Source organism: Coprobacter fastidiosus, assembly GCF_030296935.1.
GTDB lineage: Bacteria > Bacteroidota > Bacteroidia > Bacteroidales > Coprobacteraceae > Coprobacter > Coprobacter fastidiosus.
Window position 1 is genome coordinate 2,702,783 of the sequence record NZ_AP028032.1, and the last position, 18,933, is coordinate 2,721,715.

Below are 18,933 nucleotides of genomic sequence, written 5' to 3' on the forward strand. Positions count from 1 at the left end.
GCCTATCTAAATTTTACCGATAATATTTTTTGCCGGAAAATTTAGGCAGGCTCTTAGAACAGCTCCCGAGAGTTCTTATATTTATTATTTCTTTTTCCGGCCTGAGCCTGTATGGGTAAATACAGACCCTTTGATCTCGATATTTTTTTCTTGCGCAATGCGGGTCGGAGTCGGGTATTCGAGTTTTTCGAGCTCGGCAATTGCACTGTTAATGTCATTTAGCAACATATCTGCCATATCTCGGCTAAATCCTTGACGTACGACAATACGCATTACGATGTAATTTTGAATGTTTTCGGGAAGAGTATATGCCGGAACCATCCATCCGCCTTGTTTCAGTTTATCTTGTAAATCATAGAGAGTCCATTTTGCTGTTTTTGCATATTCCGGTTTCATGTACCAGATGAACAGCGGATTGACTACTTCAGGGCTATAATTAACAAACGGTTTCATCTGTCCGATTTGCTGGTGCAAGTATTTGGCAATTTCCATGCCGTTTTGTTGAATAGCCTTATATCCTTCGAATCCGAGTCGGATAAATTGATAATATTGACCTAATATTTGTGCTGCCGGACGGGAGAAGTTCAGACCTACTTGAGTAATATTCGCTCCCAAATAGTTGACGCTGAAAGACATTTCTTCCGGCAAATATTTGGCGTCTTTCCAGACAACCCAGCCGAGTCCCGGATATACCAATCCGAATTTATGTCCCGATGTACTGATTGACAATACCCATTTTAACCGGAAATCCCATTTTAATTCAGGCTGTAGGAATGGTAGAATAAAACCTCCGCTGGCTGCGTCTACATGAATAGGGATGTCGAATCCTGTTTTGGCATTATATGCGTCGAGAGCCTTGTCGAGAGCTTCGACGTCATCGTTCAATCCTGTCCAAGTAACCCCCTCGATAGGGACGATGCAAATTGTGTTTTCGTCACACATTTTCAGTGCAGCTTCGGGGTCTAACGTCGTCTTTTCGAGAGTCAGAGGAACTTGTCTCATCTCGATTTGCCATAATTGGGCGAATTTTTCCCACACGACTTGAAATCCGGAAGAAATTACGAAATTCGGTTTGTCTGTCGGTTTACCTTGTGCCTGCCTTTTTTTACGCCATCGTAGCCAGGCTGCCACTCCGCCTAACATACACGCTTCGGAAGAACCGATAGCTAAAGCTCCGCTCTTCCATTTTGCCTGTTCGGGAGTGTTCCATAAATTGGCTATAATATTGATGCATTTCGCATTCATTACGGCTATGCGGGGATACTCCGTCTCATCGATATAATTGATGTCGATAGCTTCGTTCATCAATTTGGTGGCATAATCATCCATGTAAGTCGTTACGAATGTTGCCAGATTTAACCGGGGTTGCGTCTGCGCAAATGTTTCATCTTTTACCATCTGGTATGCGATCTGCGGTGTGGTAGGACCATCGGGAATTTTATCGACAGGGGAGGGTTGCAACATCTCGTTTGATCCGAAAATAGCGGTTTTGGCATCTCCGTTTCTGAAATTTTGATCTTTCATCATTGAATTGTTTTTATAGGGTTCAACATAAATTGCCGATATGATACTTATTCATATCATAGTCAAAACACTTGTGATTGCGTAATGTTTCCCGGTTTTGAATATTGCTACACTATTTGGGGTTTATTAAAAAACAGATTTCTGAGAACCTTTCTGAATCTTTAAACGAGAAAATGTTATCCGGCCATTTTTGTGTTTTCTTCCGGTCCATAACGATGTTGGAGTTTCCTCCTGGGAGAGGCAGGGGGGGTATTTTTTTCAAACTTTGTCTGTGCAAAATTCAGCCAGACTCTCTAAACATTCGAAGTTTTTGTTTGTTTTTTATTGTTGAATAAAAACTGAATATGGAAATAAAAACCGGAGAGGGAACTATACCTCTCGTTACCCTGATCGGCATCTGGTCTATTTCGGCCTTGAATGCATTACCCGGATTGGCAGTTTCTCCTATCTTGGGTCAACTGTCACAGATTTTTCCTCATGCTACGGAGCTGGATATTCAAATGCTGACTTCGTTACCCTCTTTATTGATAATTCCGTTCATACTTCTTTCGGGAACATTGACCGAACGGGTGAATAACATACGGCTGTTGCAAATAGGATTAGGAATATTTGCAGCCAGCGGGGTGTTATATTTGCTTTCGGATCGAATGTGGCAGCTGATTGCCGTAAGTGCCTTGCTGGGAGCTGGATCGGGATTGATCGTGCCGTTATCTACCGGATTCATTACTCGTTTTTTTAAAGGTTCTTACCGGGTAAAGCAGTTCGGATTGAGTTCGGCTATTACGAATATCACTTTAGTAATCGCAACTGTTATAACCGGTTATTTGGCAGAGGTTGACTGGCATTTGCCCTTTATCGTGTATTTATTACCGATTATTTCGATATTTCTCTCATCTTATTTAAGAGAAGCTTCGGGGACGACAAAAAAAATATCCGAAAGTAATCGAACATCTGCCATCGTTGCAGGGAAACAGTCAGATACGGGAGATTTTATAAATAGAAAAAGACTCGTACAGTTAATGGCTTTTTATGGACTTTGTACTTATTTGGTCATTATTGTTAGCTTTAATTTACCGTTTTTGATGGAAGAGTATCATTTTTCGAGCGGTAATTCGGGCATAATGATTTCACTTTTCTTTTTGGCAATTATGACACCAGGTTTATTCTTGAACCAAATTATCGGATGGTGGAAGCAAAGAACGGAATTTTATAGTTTGTTATGTATCGCTGTAGGTTTGGGACTTATTATACTTTCCCGGTTGGAATGGTGGATCGGATCGGGGTGTCTTTTTGCCGGTTTTGGTTATGGAGTGATACAGCCTGTTGTATATGATAAGACGACAAGAACCGCATCTTCTCGAAAGGTGACTTTGGCATTGGCGTTTGTAATGGCGATGAATTATCTGGCGATTTTGCTATGTCCTTTTATTATTGATTGGGCCGGTTTTATTTTTCGAGTACATACTCAGCAATTTGCATTTATTTTTAATCTGGTTGTAACTGTCTTGGCTGCCGGATGGGCATATTGGAAGCGGAATTCGTTTGTGTTTAGCGAAAATACGGAAGAATAGGAATATCGGTTATTTGCACTATAAATTTGGAATGAGTCGTGAAAAATAAAATTGTTGAAGCAAATATCTGTATGGTTATATCTAAAGGGTTTAGCGGATTGAATATGAATGCGTTGAAATATTTACTCCCTTTTTGGATAAGCCCGTTTACAGGTGTTGCGTTGCGTTGTGTATTTGCTGCCGTTGCGTTCTGGATTATAAGTTTTTTTGTACCGTCGGAACATTCTACGGGAAAACAAAAAGTTCAGATTTTTTTATTGGGAGCCTTGGGGGTGTATGGATATATGTGTTTGTATTTGGTCGGGTTGAGTAAGACGACACCGGTATCGAGTTCTATTTTTTCGACTTTGCAGCCGGTATGGGTATTCTTAATTGCTGTTTTATTTTATCAGGAGAAAGTAACGTGGATGAAAGTAGTGGGAATCCTTATCGGTTTGGGAGGTGCATTACTCTGTATCTCTACGCAACAGAGCGATGATTTGGCATCGGATGCTTTGACCGGAAATCTTTTGTGTCTGGGTAGTTCTGTAATGTATGCCGTGTATCTGGTCATCAGTAATCGAATATTGAAATCGGTAGGGATGTTTACTTTATTGAAATATGTATTTACAGGAGCTGCTTTTTCAAGCCTTATCATGGCCTGTTTTATAAAATTTGATGCGCCGGTTTTAACGCTTCCGATACATTGGTTACCGCTTTGTGTTTTATTATTTGTTCTTATTTTTCCGACGGTAATCAGCTATTTGCTGATACCGCTAGGATTGAAATATCTGAATACGACCATTGTTGCCATATACGGTTATTTAATTTTGATAGTAGCGACTATTGTTTCTTTATCTATCGGGCAAGATCGGTTTAGTTGGACTCAACTTTCTGCTATGCTTTTGATTTGCATTGGAGTATATTTGGTGGAGATTGCCGAACGAAAGACTCCTGTTACTGAGAAATAAAAAAGAATTCTTATCGGAGCTGAAGCATCCTTGAGAACAGATCTTATAAAAATATCTGTGCAAAGTTTTAGAAAAATCCACAAGAATAATTTGTTCTCTTCTGGGGAGTGGAACACTGATAACTATAGATCGGAAGAAAACATAAAAATATCTGGATAGTATTTTTATTGGAAAATTTAGGCTGCTTATAAGTATTAGACAGAGAAAAACATTATCTTTATCGATGATAAATAAGATAATGATTTGTTGAAATATGGGTAGATATATATGGCTTATTGTTGTTATTGGGTTAGGTGCTATTGTACCGGTTTGGGGACAAAATTTGAAATTCGACTCGGCAGGGCATTTTAAAATTGTACAGTTTACAGATGTCCATTATGTCCCGAATAATCCGAAATCGAAAGCTGCCATTCATCTGATCGAAAAGGTTTTGGATTTAGAAAACCCTGATTTGGTCGTGTTGACCGGGGATATAGTAACTGGACGTCCTGCTCGGATAGGTTGGGACAGTGTGCTCGATCCGATATTACGGCGGAATATCCCTTTTATTGTGACATTGGGAAATCATGATGATGAGCAGGATCTGTCCCGTAGACAGGTAGCTGAGCTGGTTACTTCATATCCTTTAAATTTGAATACGGTGCGTGTAGATAGTGTGACCGGATATTTGAATGGAGTGTTTCCCGTATTGGGTCATTTATCGGATAAACCGGCTTTATTGCTTTACGGGCTGGATTCTAATAGTTATTCCTCTATCCAAGCTATAAAGGGGTATGCTTGGTTCACTCCCGATCAAATAGAATGTTATAATTTATGGAGTCGTTATTATACCGGACTGAATGGGGGAAAACCTATTCCTGCATTGGCATTTTTTCATATCCCTCTTCCGGAGTATCGTGTTGCTTATAATATTCGAGAAAACAGGCAATCCGGAAAACGTAGAGAAAAGGAATGTGCACCAGAACTAAATACGGGAATGTATGCGGCAATGCTGTTGAATGGAGATGTGATGGGGATGTTTACCGGACATGATCATGGAAATGATTATATAGCATTATATAACGGTATAGCTTTGGCTTATGGACGTTTTTCCGGTGGAAAGACGACTTATACGAAAACTTCTAATGGTGCAAGAGTTATTGAGATTCGAGAAGGTGTGCGGGGGTTTTCTTCTTATATCCGGTTATCGAATAGAAAGATTGTCGATGTGTACGATTATAAACAGAATTGATTTTAAAAGAACATATATCCGGATTTTATGAATCTCTTTACGGCTTATTTTCTTGTTCCTTTACGTCACGTAAGTCGCCATGCTCTTTATCGGAATTGAAAACTCCCTTAAAGAGAGTCTCAAAAAATCTGTGTAAAAATTAGACAGGTTTTTAAACAGCTTCTTATTTTGTTACGTTAATTCTCCTTGTAGATTTGCAGTGATTATAAATAACAAACATATTTATTAAATTAAAGCATTCGTTTTATGAAAAAACTATTATTGTCATCACTCATTATTGTGAACTGTATTTTTGCTTCTTATGGTCAAATGGAGAAGAACGATACTATAAAAAGTAACCAGTTTCTCTATTGTGAAATTGTTGGTGAAAGTAACTTGTTGCAAACAAAGGTAAGAGTTGCCGTTGATTTCGGACAAGAAATAAATTATTGGACTCAGTATAGAGATAAATTTCTTGTAGATGAAAATGGGAAGAGGATAAAGTTCAATTCTATGATCGACGCTTTGAATTATATGGCTAAATTGGGATGGAAGTTTGAACAAGCGTATGTCGTTTCTACGCAGAATCAACTTGTTTATCATTATCTTTTAAGTAAAAAAGGAACTCTTTCTGATGTAAAGAATGGATTGACTGTCAAGAGAGATCTGGAAGATTGAAAGGGTAAATACTCTGAGAAATGAGCAATAACGGAAATTTTGTTACTTGGGTATTTTCTATTTCCCTTGTAGAAGATACTTAAATATAGAATACTCTCTCCCGTATTTCTCCCGGCATAAAATAGCGACATGGGCATAACTTATTGAGTATTAATAAGTTATGCCCATGTGTGTCGGGGTGAGAAGACTCGAACTTCCGACCTCCACGTCCCGAACGTGGCGCGCTGCCAACTGTGCTACACCCCGATTGACAATTGCGAGTGCAAATGTAATGTATTCCTTTTAAAAGACAAAAAACATAAGGTAAAAATTTTATTCTTTTCTCAATTTTTCATCAGTTGGCATAAAAATGGACTTTTTCAACAAAAAAGTTTCTGTATAATTAGGTAGTTTCAAAAACTTGTCATACATTTGCACACGCAAAAACGATGGTGCCATAGCTCAGTTGGTAGAGCAAAGGACTGAAAATCCTTGTGTCCCCGGTTCGATTCCTGGTGGCACCACTTTGAAGAAAAGCAAATAGCAGTAAACTCCTGATTCCAAAGCGAAATCGGGAGTTTTTGTTTTCCGGGGGAACGCAAAAATCGGCAGAATATTACGATTGCTAGTGTTCCAAAAGGTGGAGCAAAATAGGTTGGAAAATATAAAGCCCGTTGCCCCACTATTATATTCCCAATTGATCCATCAAAAAACATTGGATTTATGAAAAGAAAAATGCATTTTAACCCGGGTCAGTTTTAGTTATAATTATCTACCACAGATGTTACTTCTTTTTGGCATTTATTTTTCTTACAGAATCTCCAGTAAGTTCAATCTTGTGTGCAGAGTGTACAATTCTGTCCAGTATTGCGTCAGCTACGGTAGGATCACCAATTGCATCATACCAACTTTCGACAGGAAGTTGTGATGTTATTATGATTGATTTTAGTCCGTGCCTGTCTTCTATTATTTCCATAAGGATCGACCTTTCCTTTGCGTCCAACCCAATAAGAAACAGATCGTCAAGAATCAACAGTGGGCACTTTTCAATTTTTTTCATCTCAGATTCTATTGTACCCTTATTTTTGGCCATTTTAAGATGTCCCATAAGCTTTGATGCATTGGAATACAACGTCTTGACTCCATTTTTACACGCTTCATATCCTATGGCTGAAGCCAGGTAGCTTTTACCAGTTCCAGAGCTGCCTGTTATAAAAATATTCTGTCCGTCTCTTATAAAATCAAGAGAGGCAAGTCTTTCGAGCTGATTCCGGTCAAGGTTACGTTTTATTGTATAGTCTATTTTCTCCATATATGCCTTATATCTGAAGTTTGCAGACTTTATCAGTCGTTCAATGCTTACATTGCGCCTGTAATCATTCTCGCTTTCTAGAAGCCATTTAAGAAACTCATCATTTGTCATACCATCTGAAGATGTAGTCCTGCAGTCGTTTCTGTATGTTTCAAGCATACCGTAAAAACGTAGCTTGGAGAGTAGTTCCATTATTCTGTCCATATTTTTTTCGACAGTTCTATTTGTCTTATTATTACTTGTCATTTTCATCACTGTTTTTAGAGTTAAAATAATCCTTACCTCTGAGATTTTTATGTTTAGGAGTAAGCTCAGGGACCTGTCTCTCCATTTGGACATGATACTTTTCATCTTCCCTGTTTATCAGAATGCTTTCAATTTCGTTGTATCCAAACATATTGGATTCCATTGCTATCTGGTATGCAAGAACCAATCTGTCGCGCCCAAAACGTTCCACAAGACTTAATATGTCATCGGATGAACGTACGGCTTGAATCGGATATTTTTTGGCAACGGCCACTAGTTTTATGTACTCTTCCACTACCGAATCGATTTCACGTGCCTTACGGTATATATCATCCATTCTACTTCTACATTCATGTAGTACTCCCGGAAGTTTATGGGACTGTTTTTCTGAATAAGTAAAAGGTGTATCATCCCTGCGATGTGTCGTTATATGTCTGAATTTATGATATATTTCCACTGTGTCCCCATCATACAGCAATTCTACAGTATCGCCGATATACTCTTTGGGGACACTGTAATAGTGATTGTTAAGCGAGACATAACTGTTTCTCATGCCAGTCGCCGTTTTCCGGTTTTTTGATATAAACCTTGTAGCGGGCAAAGTGTGCAGCCTGTCTTTCTCGACTTCGAGGAAGCGCTCCCTGCGGCTGTAACTGCGGTTGTACATCTTTCGGTTGTTCAACGCATCTGTATGTTTTACAATCTCTATGTTCAAGGCTTCAAGGTCATTGAACTTCAATCCCATCATCTTTGAATAGACCTCCCTATAGAGCAATCTTACAGCATTCTCAACCAAGGCCTTGTCTTTTGGTTTACGTACCCTTGCCGGAAAGACAACACAACCGTAATGGTCTGCAAATGCAGCAAAGTCATCATTGATTACAGGTTCAATCCCTCCGGGCTTTATTACGGCAGACTTGAGATTGTCGGGAACTATAGCATTAGGTACACCTCCAAAATAATGGAAAGCATTTTCACATGCCTGGATAAAATATTCTTTCTTCTGCGATGGTACAGCCTCATAATAAGTAATCTGACTGCACGGAAGTATGGCAGCAAAAACTTCTACGGGAACCTTATCACCTGTCTTTTCGTCTGAAAGATAAAGTTTGTCACCGGCAAAATCCACATACATCTGATCACCGGCTATATGATCTATGCGCCCAACGGGTACTTTTACTTCTCTTTCACGTCTGAGATATAGGCAAAATGAACAATAGCTGTAACCTTGAGGACGATTTTTCAGATACTCCTCATACAAGAACCTTCTTGTTGTTCCACGAGATTTAAGTCGTTTAAGGTACTCAGGTATATGTTCTTCAAGATACTTATACTCTGCAGATCTGGCTGATGCATTATCAATATCTACACCGAAAAGTTCATGCAGATGCTGTTCGTCCATTTTTAACAGGCGCTCCAGTTCTATACCCATATCTTCATATATACGGATATACCGTTTGACTGTATTTCGTGAAATCAGAAGAGAAGAACTGATACTTCGGATACTCATTCCTGACTGATAGCAACGAAGGATGTGTTTGATTCTTATTTTCATACTTAAAAAATATTTGGTAAATTATACCGGGTTAAAATGCTTTTTAATGTACAAAAACAAGAGTAAAATAAGATGTCTCTATAGGGTCAAATTCTATTATAATCTCAATGGAGCAGTTTAGATTATAAAGGTGGGTCAATAGACTTTTATAATAGTGGGTCAACGGGCTTTATATTTTCCAGTTAATCACTAACTTTGCAAATATCATCAATCAATTATCGTACATTTGCAATATAAGCCAAATATGGAAACAGCAAAGATAAACAGATTAAAAATAGTATTGGTAGAACAAGGCAAGACAGGGAAATGGCTGGCTGGACAGTTAGGAAAGAACGAGGCAACCATTTCCCGGTGGTGTTCCAATGTAAGCCAGCCTTCTTTGGAAATGCTAATGAAGATAGCATCCATATTAGACATTGATGCAAGACGATTGATTGACAACGGAAAAGACGAATAAAGAATATGGCAAAAAGGACTATAGATAAAGCTAAAGAAGCAAAAAAGGACGAGTTTTACACTCAACTTGAAGATATTAACAATGAACTGCGGCACTATCGTGAACATTTTCGCGGTAAAACGGTACTGTGTAATTGCGATGACCCACGTGTAAGCAACTTCTTTACTTATTTTGCTTATAACTTTGAGTTTCTTGGACTGAAAAAGTTGATTACTACTTGCTATAAAAATCAGAACATGGATTTGTTCAGCCAGAACAAAAGCGAACAAGCCGTATATTTGGTATATGAGGGGGACAAAAACGGAGACCATATCCCAACAGCCGATGAAATAGGAGTACACCCCTTAAAAGGCGACGGTGACTTCCGAAGCAAGGAATGTATTGAACTTCTCAAAGAAGCAGATATTGTGGTAACGAACCCACCCTTTTCTTTATTTCGTGAATATGTCGCACAATTGATGGAGTATAAAAAAGAATTTTTGATTATCGGTCATCAAAATGCATTATCATATAAAGAAATATTTCCATTGATTCAGAATAATAAAATGTGGTTAGGATACGGATTTAAAGGAGGCGCAGGACATTTTATTTCAAAATATGAAGATACAGCAACAGCAAGCAACCACAAGCAAGGAATGATAAGAGTTTCAGGTGTAACGTGGTTTACTAATTTAGACATAAAGAAACGTCACGAAGATATCATATTATTTAAATTATATTCTCCAGAAGAATATCCTCATTATATAAATTATGATGCTATAGAAATATCGAAAACAGAATTTATACCAATGGATTATGACGGCATAATGGGAGTTCCTATTACATTCATGGATAAATATAACCCAGAACAGTTTGAAATTATTGGCATTGGAAATGGTGGAGAATTAGGTGTCGCATGTGGAGTAAGTTCAAACTTAACAAATGCTGAATGCGAACAATTATTTAAAGAAGATAAAAGTTTTAGAAGAGGAAAGCTATGTTATCGAGATAAAAACGGGGAATTAATAGGTTGTTATGCTCGTATTTTAATAAGAAAAAAACAACAATTATGAAAATAGAATTACAGTCCATAAAAATAGCGGACCTAATTGACGGTTATATAAACGACCCCGAAACAGGGGTAAAAGGGTTTCATGGAAAGTTGGACATTCGTCCGCCTTATCAGCGCGAGTTCCGTTATGATGAAAAGCAACAGCAAGCCGTTGTTGATACCATTCTTAAAGGCTTTCCACTCAATATCATGTATTGGAGTGCAAATGCTGACGGTAATTTCGAAATGATAGACGGACAACAGCGCACCCTTTCAATATGCGGATTTTACACCCACGATTTTAATATCATTGACCCTGACCGAGGTACACTCTATTTCTCCACTCTTACGGATGAAGAAAAAAACAAATTCCTTAACTATGAGTTGACGGTTTATTTCTGTGAAGGAACAGATAAGGAGAAACTTGATTGGTTTCGTGTAATCAACATTGCAGGAGAAAAACTTCTTGACCAAGAATTGCTGAATGCCGTTTATGCCGGACCTTTTGTAACAGATGCCCGCAGGCATTTTTCAAAGAACGGATGTCCTGCTTATAAGATGGGAGCCGATTTTTTGAGCGGTAATGCCATAGAGCAGGCATATTTGGCTACTATCTTGAAATGGGCGGCTCGCCATGACGGTGTGGAAAGCATCGACAAGTATATGGCTTTGCACCAGTTTGACCCTAATGCCAATAAACTTTGGGCTTACTTTGTATCTATTATCACTTGGATACGTTCAACCTTTACCAAATACCGCCGTGAGATGAAAGGTTTGGATTGGGGAGCCATGTATGATGAGTTTAGTGAAAACGTATATGATACGGTCGTCCTCGAAAAGCAGATACACGATTTGATGGAGGATGATGAAATCATGAAGAAGTCCGGCATCTATCGCTACGTGCTGAGCGGCGACCTGCGCGACCTCAGTTTCCGCACTTTCGACAAGAAGCAGAAACGCGAAGCCTATGAGCGGCAGCACGGTATCTGTATTCATTGCGGCAAGCACTTTGAATTGGAGGAAATGGAAGCTGACCATATTACGCCTTGGAAAGAAGGCGGTACGACTGTGGCGGGAAATTGCCAAATGCTTTGTAAGAATTGTAATAGAATTAAAGGAGGAAAATAAGTATGAATTGTCAATTTTGTGGACAGGAATTACCTGAAAATGCCAAGTTCTGTTTTAAGTGTAGAAGACAAATTATTTGTATGAACTGTGGAGAAAGGCTTATTGAAGGAGCTTCTATATGTGTTTTTTGCGGAAATGAAATAAGCATACCAAACAATAATATTGAACAGAATCATATAAAATACAAAGAAACAAAAACTTTAAAATCATTTGAAGCGACATTTTCAAATGAAACTGCGGGTGCTGTAGCCAAAACATTCGCACAATTTCTTCCTCTGAAAAAGAATATTATTGGTGATACGAAAGAAATTTTTCATGATACACAAATTGAAGATGTAGAAGATATAACGCCTGCCAAAGCTTTACTTCCTGTAAAGCAGGAAGAATTAGCTGATAAAAATCCAAATATTAATGATATATTCAAAGTACGAGGAGACAATGATATATATTTGCATGAAACAAGCTTAAAAGCCAATAGCAAAGTTGATTATGCGGGGCGATTAACAATACTGTATTTATTTTATATGCAGTCAAATGGAACTACTGAAGTTCCCAAAACAGAAGTAATTGCTTTTTTGAAGAAAATAGGTTTCAATAATGATGGAAATTATCGCGGTTGGATGTCCAAAATGAAAGCTTTATATAATATCAACAATAATTGCTATTGTCTATGTAGAGCTGGAGAAGAACGTGCAAAAGAATATCTTAAAGATATTTTTGATGGAGACAAAGTTGATAATTGGAAACTCGGAGATACTTCAAAGGGAAATTATAGATTTAACAATAAGGCAAACAATATTCCAAAGAACTCTTATTCAATAGAAGGCTCTTTGAATTTAAATCCTTCAGATAATGAGTCTCTTAAATCTTTTATAGGGAAATTCAAAGCTTCAAATGGTTTTCAATACAATTTATTATTTGCATATTACTTACAAAAAGTTATTGGCAAAACTAATATTAACGCAAATCACATATATACGTGCTATAAAAATGTAGGGGTGAAAATACCAAATAATCTATATCAAAGTCTTGTTGATACAAAAAATAAGAAGGGGTGGATAGATACCTCAGATATGAATAATATAACGGTTACAATAAGTGGTGAAAATTGTGTAGAACAAGATTTGAAGAAATGATGACATTAGAAGAATTTATTATTAGAATTGACAACTTTCTATCTTTGAAATCCTCTGAACAAATTCCGTATTTTGGATATTATATTTTGAAATACCAAAATAAAGAATCTTTTACAGCCAAAGAGATCGAAAAATGTTTTGCAGAAACTCACATTACACCTTATAGCAACATTTCGGCATATCTCTCGAAAGAAAAGAAAGCTAAACATATGTTATCTCATAAAAACGGAGGATATATTCTAACTAGAACCGTTGAAAATCAAATATCTAATACCATAGGAGAAGTAAAGGTGAATGAACCATCTGGGAATTTATTTCCCCTTGAGTTATTTAATAACACACGCACATATTTGCAGAAAACAGCTAAGCAAGCTATATTATGTTACGATTATCAAATATATGACGCTTGTTTGGTTATGATTAGACGATTGATAGAGACTTTGATAATAGAATTGTATGAACGATTTGAGATAAAAGAGCAAATACAAGATACAAAAGGGAACTATTTGTTTTGTTCTGACTTAATAGACAGGTTATTATCTGAGAAAAAGTTATGGACAATCGGTCGCAATTCAGCTAAAGCTCTCCCTGATATTAAAACAAAAGGCGATTTAAGTGCACATAATAGACGATTTAATGCAATTAAAACTGATATCGATACTATTAAGGTTGGTTTGAGAGTAGTTTTAGAAGAACTTGTCCATCTAATAAACTATGAACAGTGGAATGCTAGCAAAAAAAAGTAAGTATATGCTAACCGAATCTCAAAACATAGAATTCAAAGAGTCTTGGCGCGACGAATACCAGAAATGGATTTGTGGTTTTGCCAATGCACAAGGCGGTATCCTTTATGTGGGCGTAAAGGATAATGGCGAGGTGTGCGGTGTGCATGATGCCAAGAAACTGATGGAAAACATTCCGAACAAGGTGCGCGACATGATGGGTATCTTGTTGGATGTCAATCTGAAAGAGAAAGACGGGAGGGCTTATCTGGAGATTGTGACGGAGGCTTATCCTTATCCCGTCAGTTTCCGTGGCAAGTATTATCAACGGAGCGGTGCGACCAATCAGGAACTGAAAGGGGCGGCACTCGACCGCTTTATGCTTCGTAAACAAGGAAAGACATGGGACGGTGTGCCTGTACCTTATCTGAAAGCGGAGGACTTGGACAACGCCACGTTTGATTTGTTCCGCAAGTATGCCAAACGGAGCGGACGCATGGAGGAAGCGGACTTAATGGACGATAATCATGGACTGTTGGAGAAGCTCCGACTTTATGAAGGCAGTTACTTGAAACGTGCTGCTGCCTTACTATTCCATCCCGACCCGGAAAAGTATGTGACCGGAGCGTTTGTAAAGGTCGGCTTCTTCCGTGAAGGTATGGATTTGGTGTATCAAGACGAAGTGCATGGCAATCTGTTCCAGCAAATTGTGAAGTTAATGGACTTGCTGTGTACTAAATACATGAAAGCCGTCATTACTTACGAAGGCATCCATCGGATAGAGACATTGCCTATACCTCGTGAGGCGCTGCGTGAGGCGTTATTGAATGCTTGCATCAACAAAGACTATGCAGAACCTTCTCCCATTCAAATCCGTGTGTATGAAAACAAGTTGGAGATAATAAACGGTGGAGTATTGCCCGAAGGTTGGACTGTGGAAACCTTATTGTCCTCACATCGGAGTATGCCTTACAACCCTGATATTGCCAATACGTTCTTCCGTGCAGGTGAGATTGAGGCGTGGGGGCGCGGCATCGAGCGTATTATTATGGCTTGTAAGAATGACGGATTCTCCACGCCGGAATTCCGTTATGATGCTTCGGGTATCTGGACAACGTTCAAGTTTGAATACCCGGAAAGGGCTACGACCCAATACGACCCAGAAACGACCCAAAAGAACGACCCAGAAACGACCAGAGACCGACCAGAAACCGACCAGCAAAAGCAAGAAAACGTCATTCTTGAACTAATTAAAGAGAATCCTTATATACAAAGAAAAGAATTAGTAAGTCGCTTAGGCATACATGAAAGTAGCGTAAAACGTCGGTTGGCTTCACTCCAAAAAAAGGGGATAATCAGACATGTCGGTCCGAATAAAGGCGGTTATTGGGAAGTCCAAAAAGGATTTTGAACCAAGGTGGAGAAGTTTTCATGATTACATGCCTGACTTTCAAAAGAAAGCAGTATATTTGTAATTGATAAAGGAAACCTCCACGCAATCTGTCGCAGAACGCTGCAACAATTCGGTGGAGCAATAGCGGGAGATTATACTACTTGCTGATTCATAAATCAAAGATATTCAGCTACTTGGATAGATGGTTCGATTCCTGGTGGCATCACTTTCTAAGAAAGAAGAACGATATAAAATCCCTGAACCTCATCGAAGTTCAGGGATCTTTCTTTTCCAAACATAGGCAGAATAGGTGGGATTAGAGCAAACTTACGCCCTTGTTCGAGAAACTTCTTTTAAGCAAAAATGCTTCACTATGATGTAATTACTTAATATATTGAGCTTTTTATAATACGGAAGTATTATCAGGCTATCCTACGTTTTTCTCCGCTCTGTTTTTCTGTTTTCGCTTGTGATAGTTTGCTATTTCCCTCGTAGATGCAGACGAGTATCTTCGAAAGAATCCCTCAAACCTGATCCGAACAAAATTTAGATAAGTTCTGAAGTTTTGCCTGATGATTAGTGTTTTTATGGAACAAAAAGAATATTTGAAGATCTGGATATAAAAAATAGGCTGAAAATCAATCTTATTTTCTGTTTTGTCGGTAGATATTCACTATATTTGTTTATGGTTTAATATAAGAGTGAAGAGATGAAGGATAATAAAGACTTGAAGTTGGCGGTTTTGATAGATGCGGATAATATCCCGTATTCGAATGTAAAAGGAATGTTGAATGAGATTGCCAAGTTCGGTATTCCGACAATTAAACGAATTTATGGAGATTGGACGAAACCTACAGTTTCCGGTTGGAAATCTTCTCTTTTGGAGAATGCAATCACTCCGATTCAGCAGTATAGTTATACTACAGGAAAGAATGCTACCGACTCGGCAATGATTATCGATGCCATGGATATATTGCATAGCGAAAAGGTCGATGGCTTTTGTATTGTTTCCAGTGATAGCGACTTTACCCGATTGGCTACACGGTTACGGGAATCGGGGATGCTTGTTATCGGTATCGGTGAAAAGAAAACTCCGAATCCTTTTATCGTGTCATGTGATAAATTTATTTATTTGGAGATTTTGAAGGTCGGGGATACTGATCTTCCGGGTAAAAAAGACTTTGGAGTTGATCTTTCGGTTCAGTCGGAAGCTACAGAAAAAGAGGTTATCGGGAAGGATCTGATCAATTTGTTCAGAACGACTATTGATGATTTGGCCGATGATACCGGTTGGGCATTTCTTGCTGAGGTGGGAGGTTTGATTATGAAGAAGAAACCTGATTTTGATCCCCGCAACTATGGTTTTTTAAAACTGACTCCGTTGATGAAGTCTTTGGATAAATATTTTCAGATAGAGGAACGTGAGGTTGAGAACAAACGTATCAAACATATTTATGTGAAGAATATATAATGCCATGAATGATGTTATTGTAGGAATGGGAGAAGTATTGTGGGATATGCTGCCTGAAGGGAAAAAGATTGGCGGAGCTCCTGCAAATTTTGCTTATCATGTGTCGCAATATGGTTTTGACGGCTATGTCGTGAGTGCTGTCGGTGATGATAAGTTAGGTAATGAAATTTTAGAAAGTTTCAATAACAGGCGTCTTAATTATCTGATTCAAAGAGTTCCTTATCCGACCGGTATGGTACAGATCGAGTTGGATGAAGCCGGAATTCCCTGTTATGAGATAAAGGAGAATGTAGCGTGGGATAATATTCCCTTTACGGTTGATTTGGAAAAGTTGGCAAAGAAGACTCGTGCGGTTTGTTTCGGTTCATTGGCCCAACGGAATACTGTCTCTCGTGAAACGATAAACCGCTTTCTTGATGTTATGTCCGATGCGGCAGGACAATACAGAGTATTCGATGTGAATTTGCGGCAGGGGTTTTATGATAAGGAAATTCTCTGTAATTCTATGAAAAGATGCAATATCTTGAAAATTAATGATGAAGAGTTGATCGCGGTGAGTCGTATGTTTGAATATCCGGGCATCAATTTGGAGGATAAGTGTCGAGCTCTTTTATCAGAGTATGGTTTAGAAATTCTTATCTTGACATGTGGTGTAAATGGAAGTTATGTTTTTACTCGGGAGAATGTCTCTTTTGTGAATACTCCGAAAATTGAGGTTGCCGATACAGTAGGTGCCGGTGATTCTTTTACGGCAACGTTCATTTCTTCGATTTTAAAGGGGAAAAGTATACGGGAAGCTCATGAACTGGCGGTTGAGGTATCTGCTTATGTGTGTACTCAAAATGGGGCTATGCCTGAGTTGCCGATCTCGATAAAGTCCCGATTACTTTGAGGTTATCATTCACTGATGTTTTACTGTGGAGGTTGCTGATCAGCTTTTAAGAGGTTCTGTTGACAGAAACCTCTTTTTTATGCATTTTATATAATAATGTATATTGAGTTTTTACACAATAAGTCATACCTTTTATATGTTTGTTGTTAAATAACCATTATATTGTTGTATAATTACAATATTATTTTTATCTTTGCCATATCCCAATAACATGAATACCGTTAGTGATTAACGGCAGAACCCAATACCTCGATCAAAAAAATGATAGAGGATGAAAAAAGATTATTTTAGAAAATTCAAAGAACAAGATTTTGTTCGGGCTTATGAAGATGAATTGAAATCACTCGGAACATCAGCTCCGTATGTATCTCGTGATGATGTAATACTTAGGGCTTTGCATAGCGGTAAGGGCCGGTATTATATTTCTTTTGAAGAAGCGGCACGTAATGTCCGTCGCATTATGAACCGTTTGCCTTTGGCTCGTCGTAACGAGCTCAAAGTATCTATGTATCAGGAACTGGCACAGCGGGTGGCAGAGTATATGAAAGAAAAGCCTTTGGCTTCTTTTAAAGATGCTTTGTTTACTATATTGGCTGAGGAGAACGCTTCCCGGTTCTTTTTCGGAATGCAGACAGCACGTCTCATTTTATATCGTAATCAGCGGGGAGAAACTGTATGACGAAGTTATGTTGTATGTTATGTATTCTATTTTCTTTTTTTTCTTGCAGATCAACCCATCGGTTGTCCGATCAGAAAATAGAATCGGATACGGTTTCTGTTTCGCAGTTTATCGTGAGAGACTCGATAAAAGATTTGTTTTTCAAATCCGGATTTGATTCTCGGAGGTGGGATATTGTTTGGGAACATGTCTTGTATGGCAGTGATGATACAGCTTCTTGTTTGCCTGTCAAGGAGAAGCGTACGGTCACGTTGCGTTCGCAATCTATGGCTAAACAGGAAGTTATGTCGGAGAGTAAATCTATAAAGGATGTTCTATATGATCGGCTTGATAGTGTTCATGTGGAAGTAGATCGAAAAGAAAGTGTGGAAAAAGAACCGTTTTCCATTTCTCTTAATCTATTTTGGATATTGCTTGTTTTATTGGTTATGGGTATTTGTATTCGTGTATTGAAATCGTAAAATTAGATGTTATGAAAAAAATATGTGTACATGTCGTCATTGGAGTAGATGAATTAATGCAGGAATTATTGAAGCGGACATCTTATATGGCGGTCTCTTTATCTTCTGATGGGGCGGCTACTGAGGGGTGGAGTGATCGCTGGATATTAACCGGTGATGAGTTGTTGTGGGCCCGTGATCGTATGCAGGAAGCTTGTGACCGAATTAATGGTGTTGTTTCTGCATATCTTTCGGAGACATGCGTACCTCCTGTTCAGGAGGATACATTTAGTTTTGTTCTGGTATTGCCTGACGAAGTATTTCCGGGAACGGATGGGATAATAAAGCGTACGATACGTGAGGCTTTTATTTCCTATGTGTTGTTTTACTGGTATATCGATCGCATTCCCGATAAGGCATCCTATCAATTATCTCAATTTGAGGAAAATCTGAGCTTATTGAGGGTGCGTCTTAATAGGAGACGTGTGCCGATACGTCGGCCTGTAAGGTCTTGAAAAATATTAAATAAACTCTTATATTCTTCAAAATAAGACCTTTTT

The 18,933-nt window shown here is 38.4% G+C and carries 18 protein-coding genes and 2 tRNA genes; 16 read left to right on the plus strand and 4 right to left on the minus strand.

The window, feature by feature from the left end; translation table 11 throughout:
- Nucleotides 1-84 precede the first annotated feature (84 nt).
- On the minus strand, nt 85-1,524 hold the full coding sequence (gene gad, locus QUE35_RS10700; RefSeq protein WP_009319109.1) for a glutamate decarboxylase: 1,440 nt from the start codon (nt 1,522-1,524) through the stop codon (nt 85-87).
- Nucleotides 1,525-1,868: 344 nt separating this feature from the next.
- Between gad and QUE35_RS10705 the strand changes: the two genes are divergently transcribed.
- From QUE35_RS10705 to QUE35_RS10720, 4 genes are all read left to right on the plus strand, one after another.
- Complete coding sequence (locus QUE35_RS10705; RefSeq protein WP_022600704.1) at nt 1,869-3,095, plus strand: MFS transporter; 1,227 nt, start codon at nt 1,869-1,871, stop codon at nt 3,093-3,095.
- Between the two features lie 38 nt (nt 3,096-3,133).
- A complete protein-coding gene (locus tag QUE35_RS10710) occupies nt 3,134-4,045 on the plus strand; it encodes a DMT family transporter (protein WP_022600705.1) in 912 nt (303 codons plus the stop codon).
- Nucleotides 4,046-4,298: 253 nt separating this feature from the next.
- Nucleotides 4,299-5,276 (plus strand): metallophosphoesterase, encoded by a 978-nt coding sequence (locus QUE35_RS10715; RefSeq protein WP_022600706.1) that lies wholly within the window; start codon nt 4,299-4,301, stop codon nt 5,274-5,276.
- A gap of 246 nt (nt 5,277-5,522) precedes the next feature.
- On the plus strand, nt 5,523-5,933 hold the full coding sequence (locus QUE35_RS10720) for a hypothetical protein (RefSeq protein ID WP_022390576.1): 411 nt from the start codon (nt 5,523-5,525) through the stop codon (nt 5,931-5,933).
- 173 nt (nt 5,934-6,106) lie between these two features.
- Here QUE35_RS10720 and QUE35_RS10725 read toward each other — a convergent pair.
- A tRNA-Pro gene (locus QUE35_RS10725) sits at nt 6,107-6,179 on the minus strand.
- A gap of 184 nt (nt 6,180-6,363) precedes the next feature.
- On the opposite strand from QUE35_RS10725, the gene QUE35_RS10730 reads away from it, so the two are divergent.
- A tRNA-Phe gene (locus QUE35_RS10730) sits at nt 6,364-6,436 on the plus strand.
- A gap of 260 nt (nt 6,437-6,696) precedes the next feature.
- Here the strand turns inward: QUE35_RS10730 and istB are convergent.
- Together istB and istA are read right to left on the minus strand one after the other, a co-directional pair.
- Nucleotides 6,697-7,470: an IS21-like element helper ATPase IstB gene (gene istB / locus QUE35_RS10735; RefSeq protein WP_031258371.1), complete on the minus strand. Its 774-nt coding sequence runs from the start codon at nt 7,468-7,470 to the stop codon at nt 6,697-6,699.
- Entirely contained in the window at nt 7,460-9,025 is a 1,566-nt protein-coding gene (gene istA / locus QUE35_RS10740) for an IS21 family transposase (RefSeq protein ID WP_031258373.1), read from the minus strand. The genes istB and istA overlap by 11 nt, the downstream gene beginning before the upstream one ends.
- A 244-nt stretch (nt 9,026-9,269) precedes the next feature.
- Between istA and QUE35_RS10745 the strand changes: the two genes are divergently transcribed.
- The 11 genes from QUE35_RS10745 (at nt 9,270) to QUE35_RS10795 (ending at nt 18,888) form a co-directional block, all read left to right on the plus strand.
- The gene (locus tag QUE35_RS10745) at nt 9,270-9,482 is read left to right on the plus strand and encodes a helix-turn-helix transcriptional regulator (protein WP_022600709.1); all 213 of its coding nucleotides are present in this window, start codon (nt 9,270-9,272) and stop codon (nt 9,480-9,482) included.
- 5 nt (nt 9,483-9,487) lie between these two features.
- Complete coding sequence (locus QUE35_RS10750) at nt 9,488-10,534, plus strand: adenine-specific methyltransferase EcoRI family protein (RefSeq protein ID WP_022600710.1); 1,047 nt, start codon at nt 9,488-9,490, stop codon at nt 10,532-10,534.
- The gene (locus QUE35_RS10755) at nt 10,531-11,640 is read left to right on the plus strand and encodes an HNH endonuclease family protein (protein ID WP_022600711.1); all 1,110 of its coding nucleotides are present in this window, start codon (nt 10,531-10,533) and stop codon (nt 11,638-11,640) included. Before QUE35_RS10750 ends, QUE35_RS10755 begins: the two co-directional genes overlap by 4 nt.
- 2 nt (nt 11,641-11,642) lie before the next feature.
- Nucleotides 11,643-12,776, plus strand: a complete 1,134-nt coding sequence (locus tag QUE35_RS10760; RefSeq protein WP_286260825.1) for a zinc ribbon domain-containing protein — start codon at nt 11,643-11,645, stop codon at nt 12,774-12,776.
- Nucleotides 12,773-13,522, plus strand: coding sequence for a DUF4145 domain-containing protein (locus QUE35_RS10765; RefSeq protein ID WP_022600713.1), 750 nt, complete (start codon nt 12,773-12,775; stop codon nt 13,520-13,522). The genes QUE35_RS10760 and QUE35_RS10765 overlap by 4 nt, the downstream gene beginning before the upstream one ends.
- A gap of 4 nt (nt 13,523-13,526) precedes the next feature.
- Nucleotides 13,527-14,909, plus strand: coding sequence for an ATP-binding protein (locus QUE35_RS10770; protein WP_031258379.1), 1,383 nt, complete (start codon nt 13,527-13,529; stop codon nt 14,907-14,909).
- 691 nt (nt 14,910-15,600) lie between these two features.
- Nucleotides 15,601-16,362 carry an NYN domain-containing protein gene (locus QUE35_RS10775; protein ID WP_009319086.1) on the plus strand — a complete coding sequence of 254 codons (762 nt, stop codon included), beginning with the start codon at nt 15,601-15,603 and terminating at the stop codon, nt 16,360-16,362.
- Nucleotides 16,363-16,366: 4 nt separating this feature from the next.
- Nucleotides 16,367-17,254, plus strand: coding sequence for a carbohydrate kinase family protein (locus QUE35_RS10780; protein WP_022600715.1), 888 nt, complete (start codon nt 16,367-16,369; stop codon nt 17,252-17,254).
- 271 nt (nt 17,255-17,525) lie between these two features.
- The gene (locus QUE35_RS10785) at nt 17,526-17,933 is read left to right on the plus strand and encodes a hypothetical protein (RefSeq protein ID WP_009319084.1); all 408 of its coding nucleotides are present in this window, start codon (nt 17,526-17,528) and stop codon (nt 17,931-17,933) included.
- Nucleotides 17,930-18,394 (plus strand): hypothetical protein, encoded by a 465-nt coding sequence (locus tag QUE35_RS10790; RefSeq protein ID WP_022600716.1) that lies wholly within the window; start codon nt 17,930-17,932, stop codon nt 18,392-18,394. Before QUE35_RS10785 ends, QUE35_RS10790 begins: the two co-directional genes overlap by 4 nt.
- An 11-nt stretch (nt 18,395-18,405) precedes the next feature.
- On the plus strand, nt 18,406-18,888 hold the full coding sequence (locus QUE35_RS10795; protein ID WP_022600717.1) for a hypothetical protein: 483 nt from the start codon (nt 18,406-18,408) through the stop codon (nt 18,886-18,888).
- Nucleotides 18,889-18,933 lie beyond the last annotated feature (45 nt).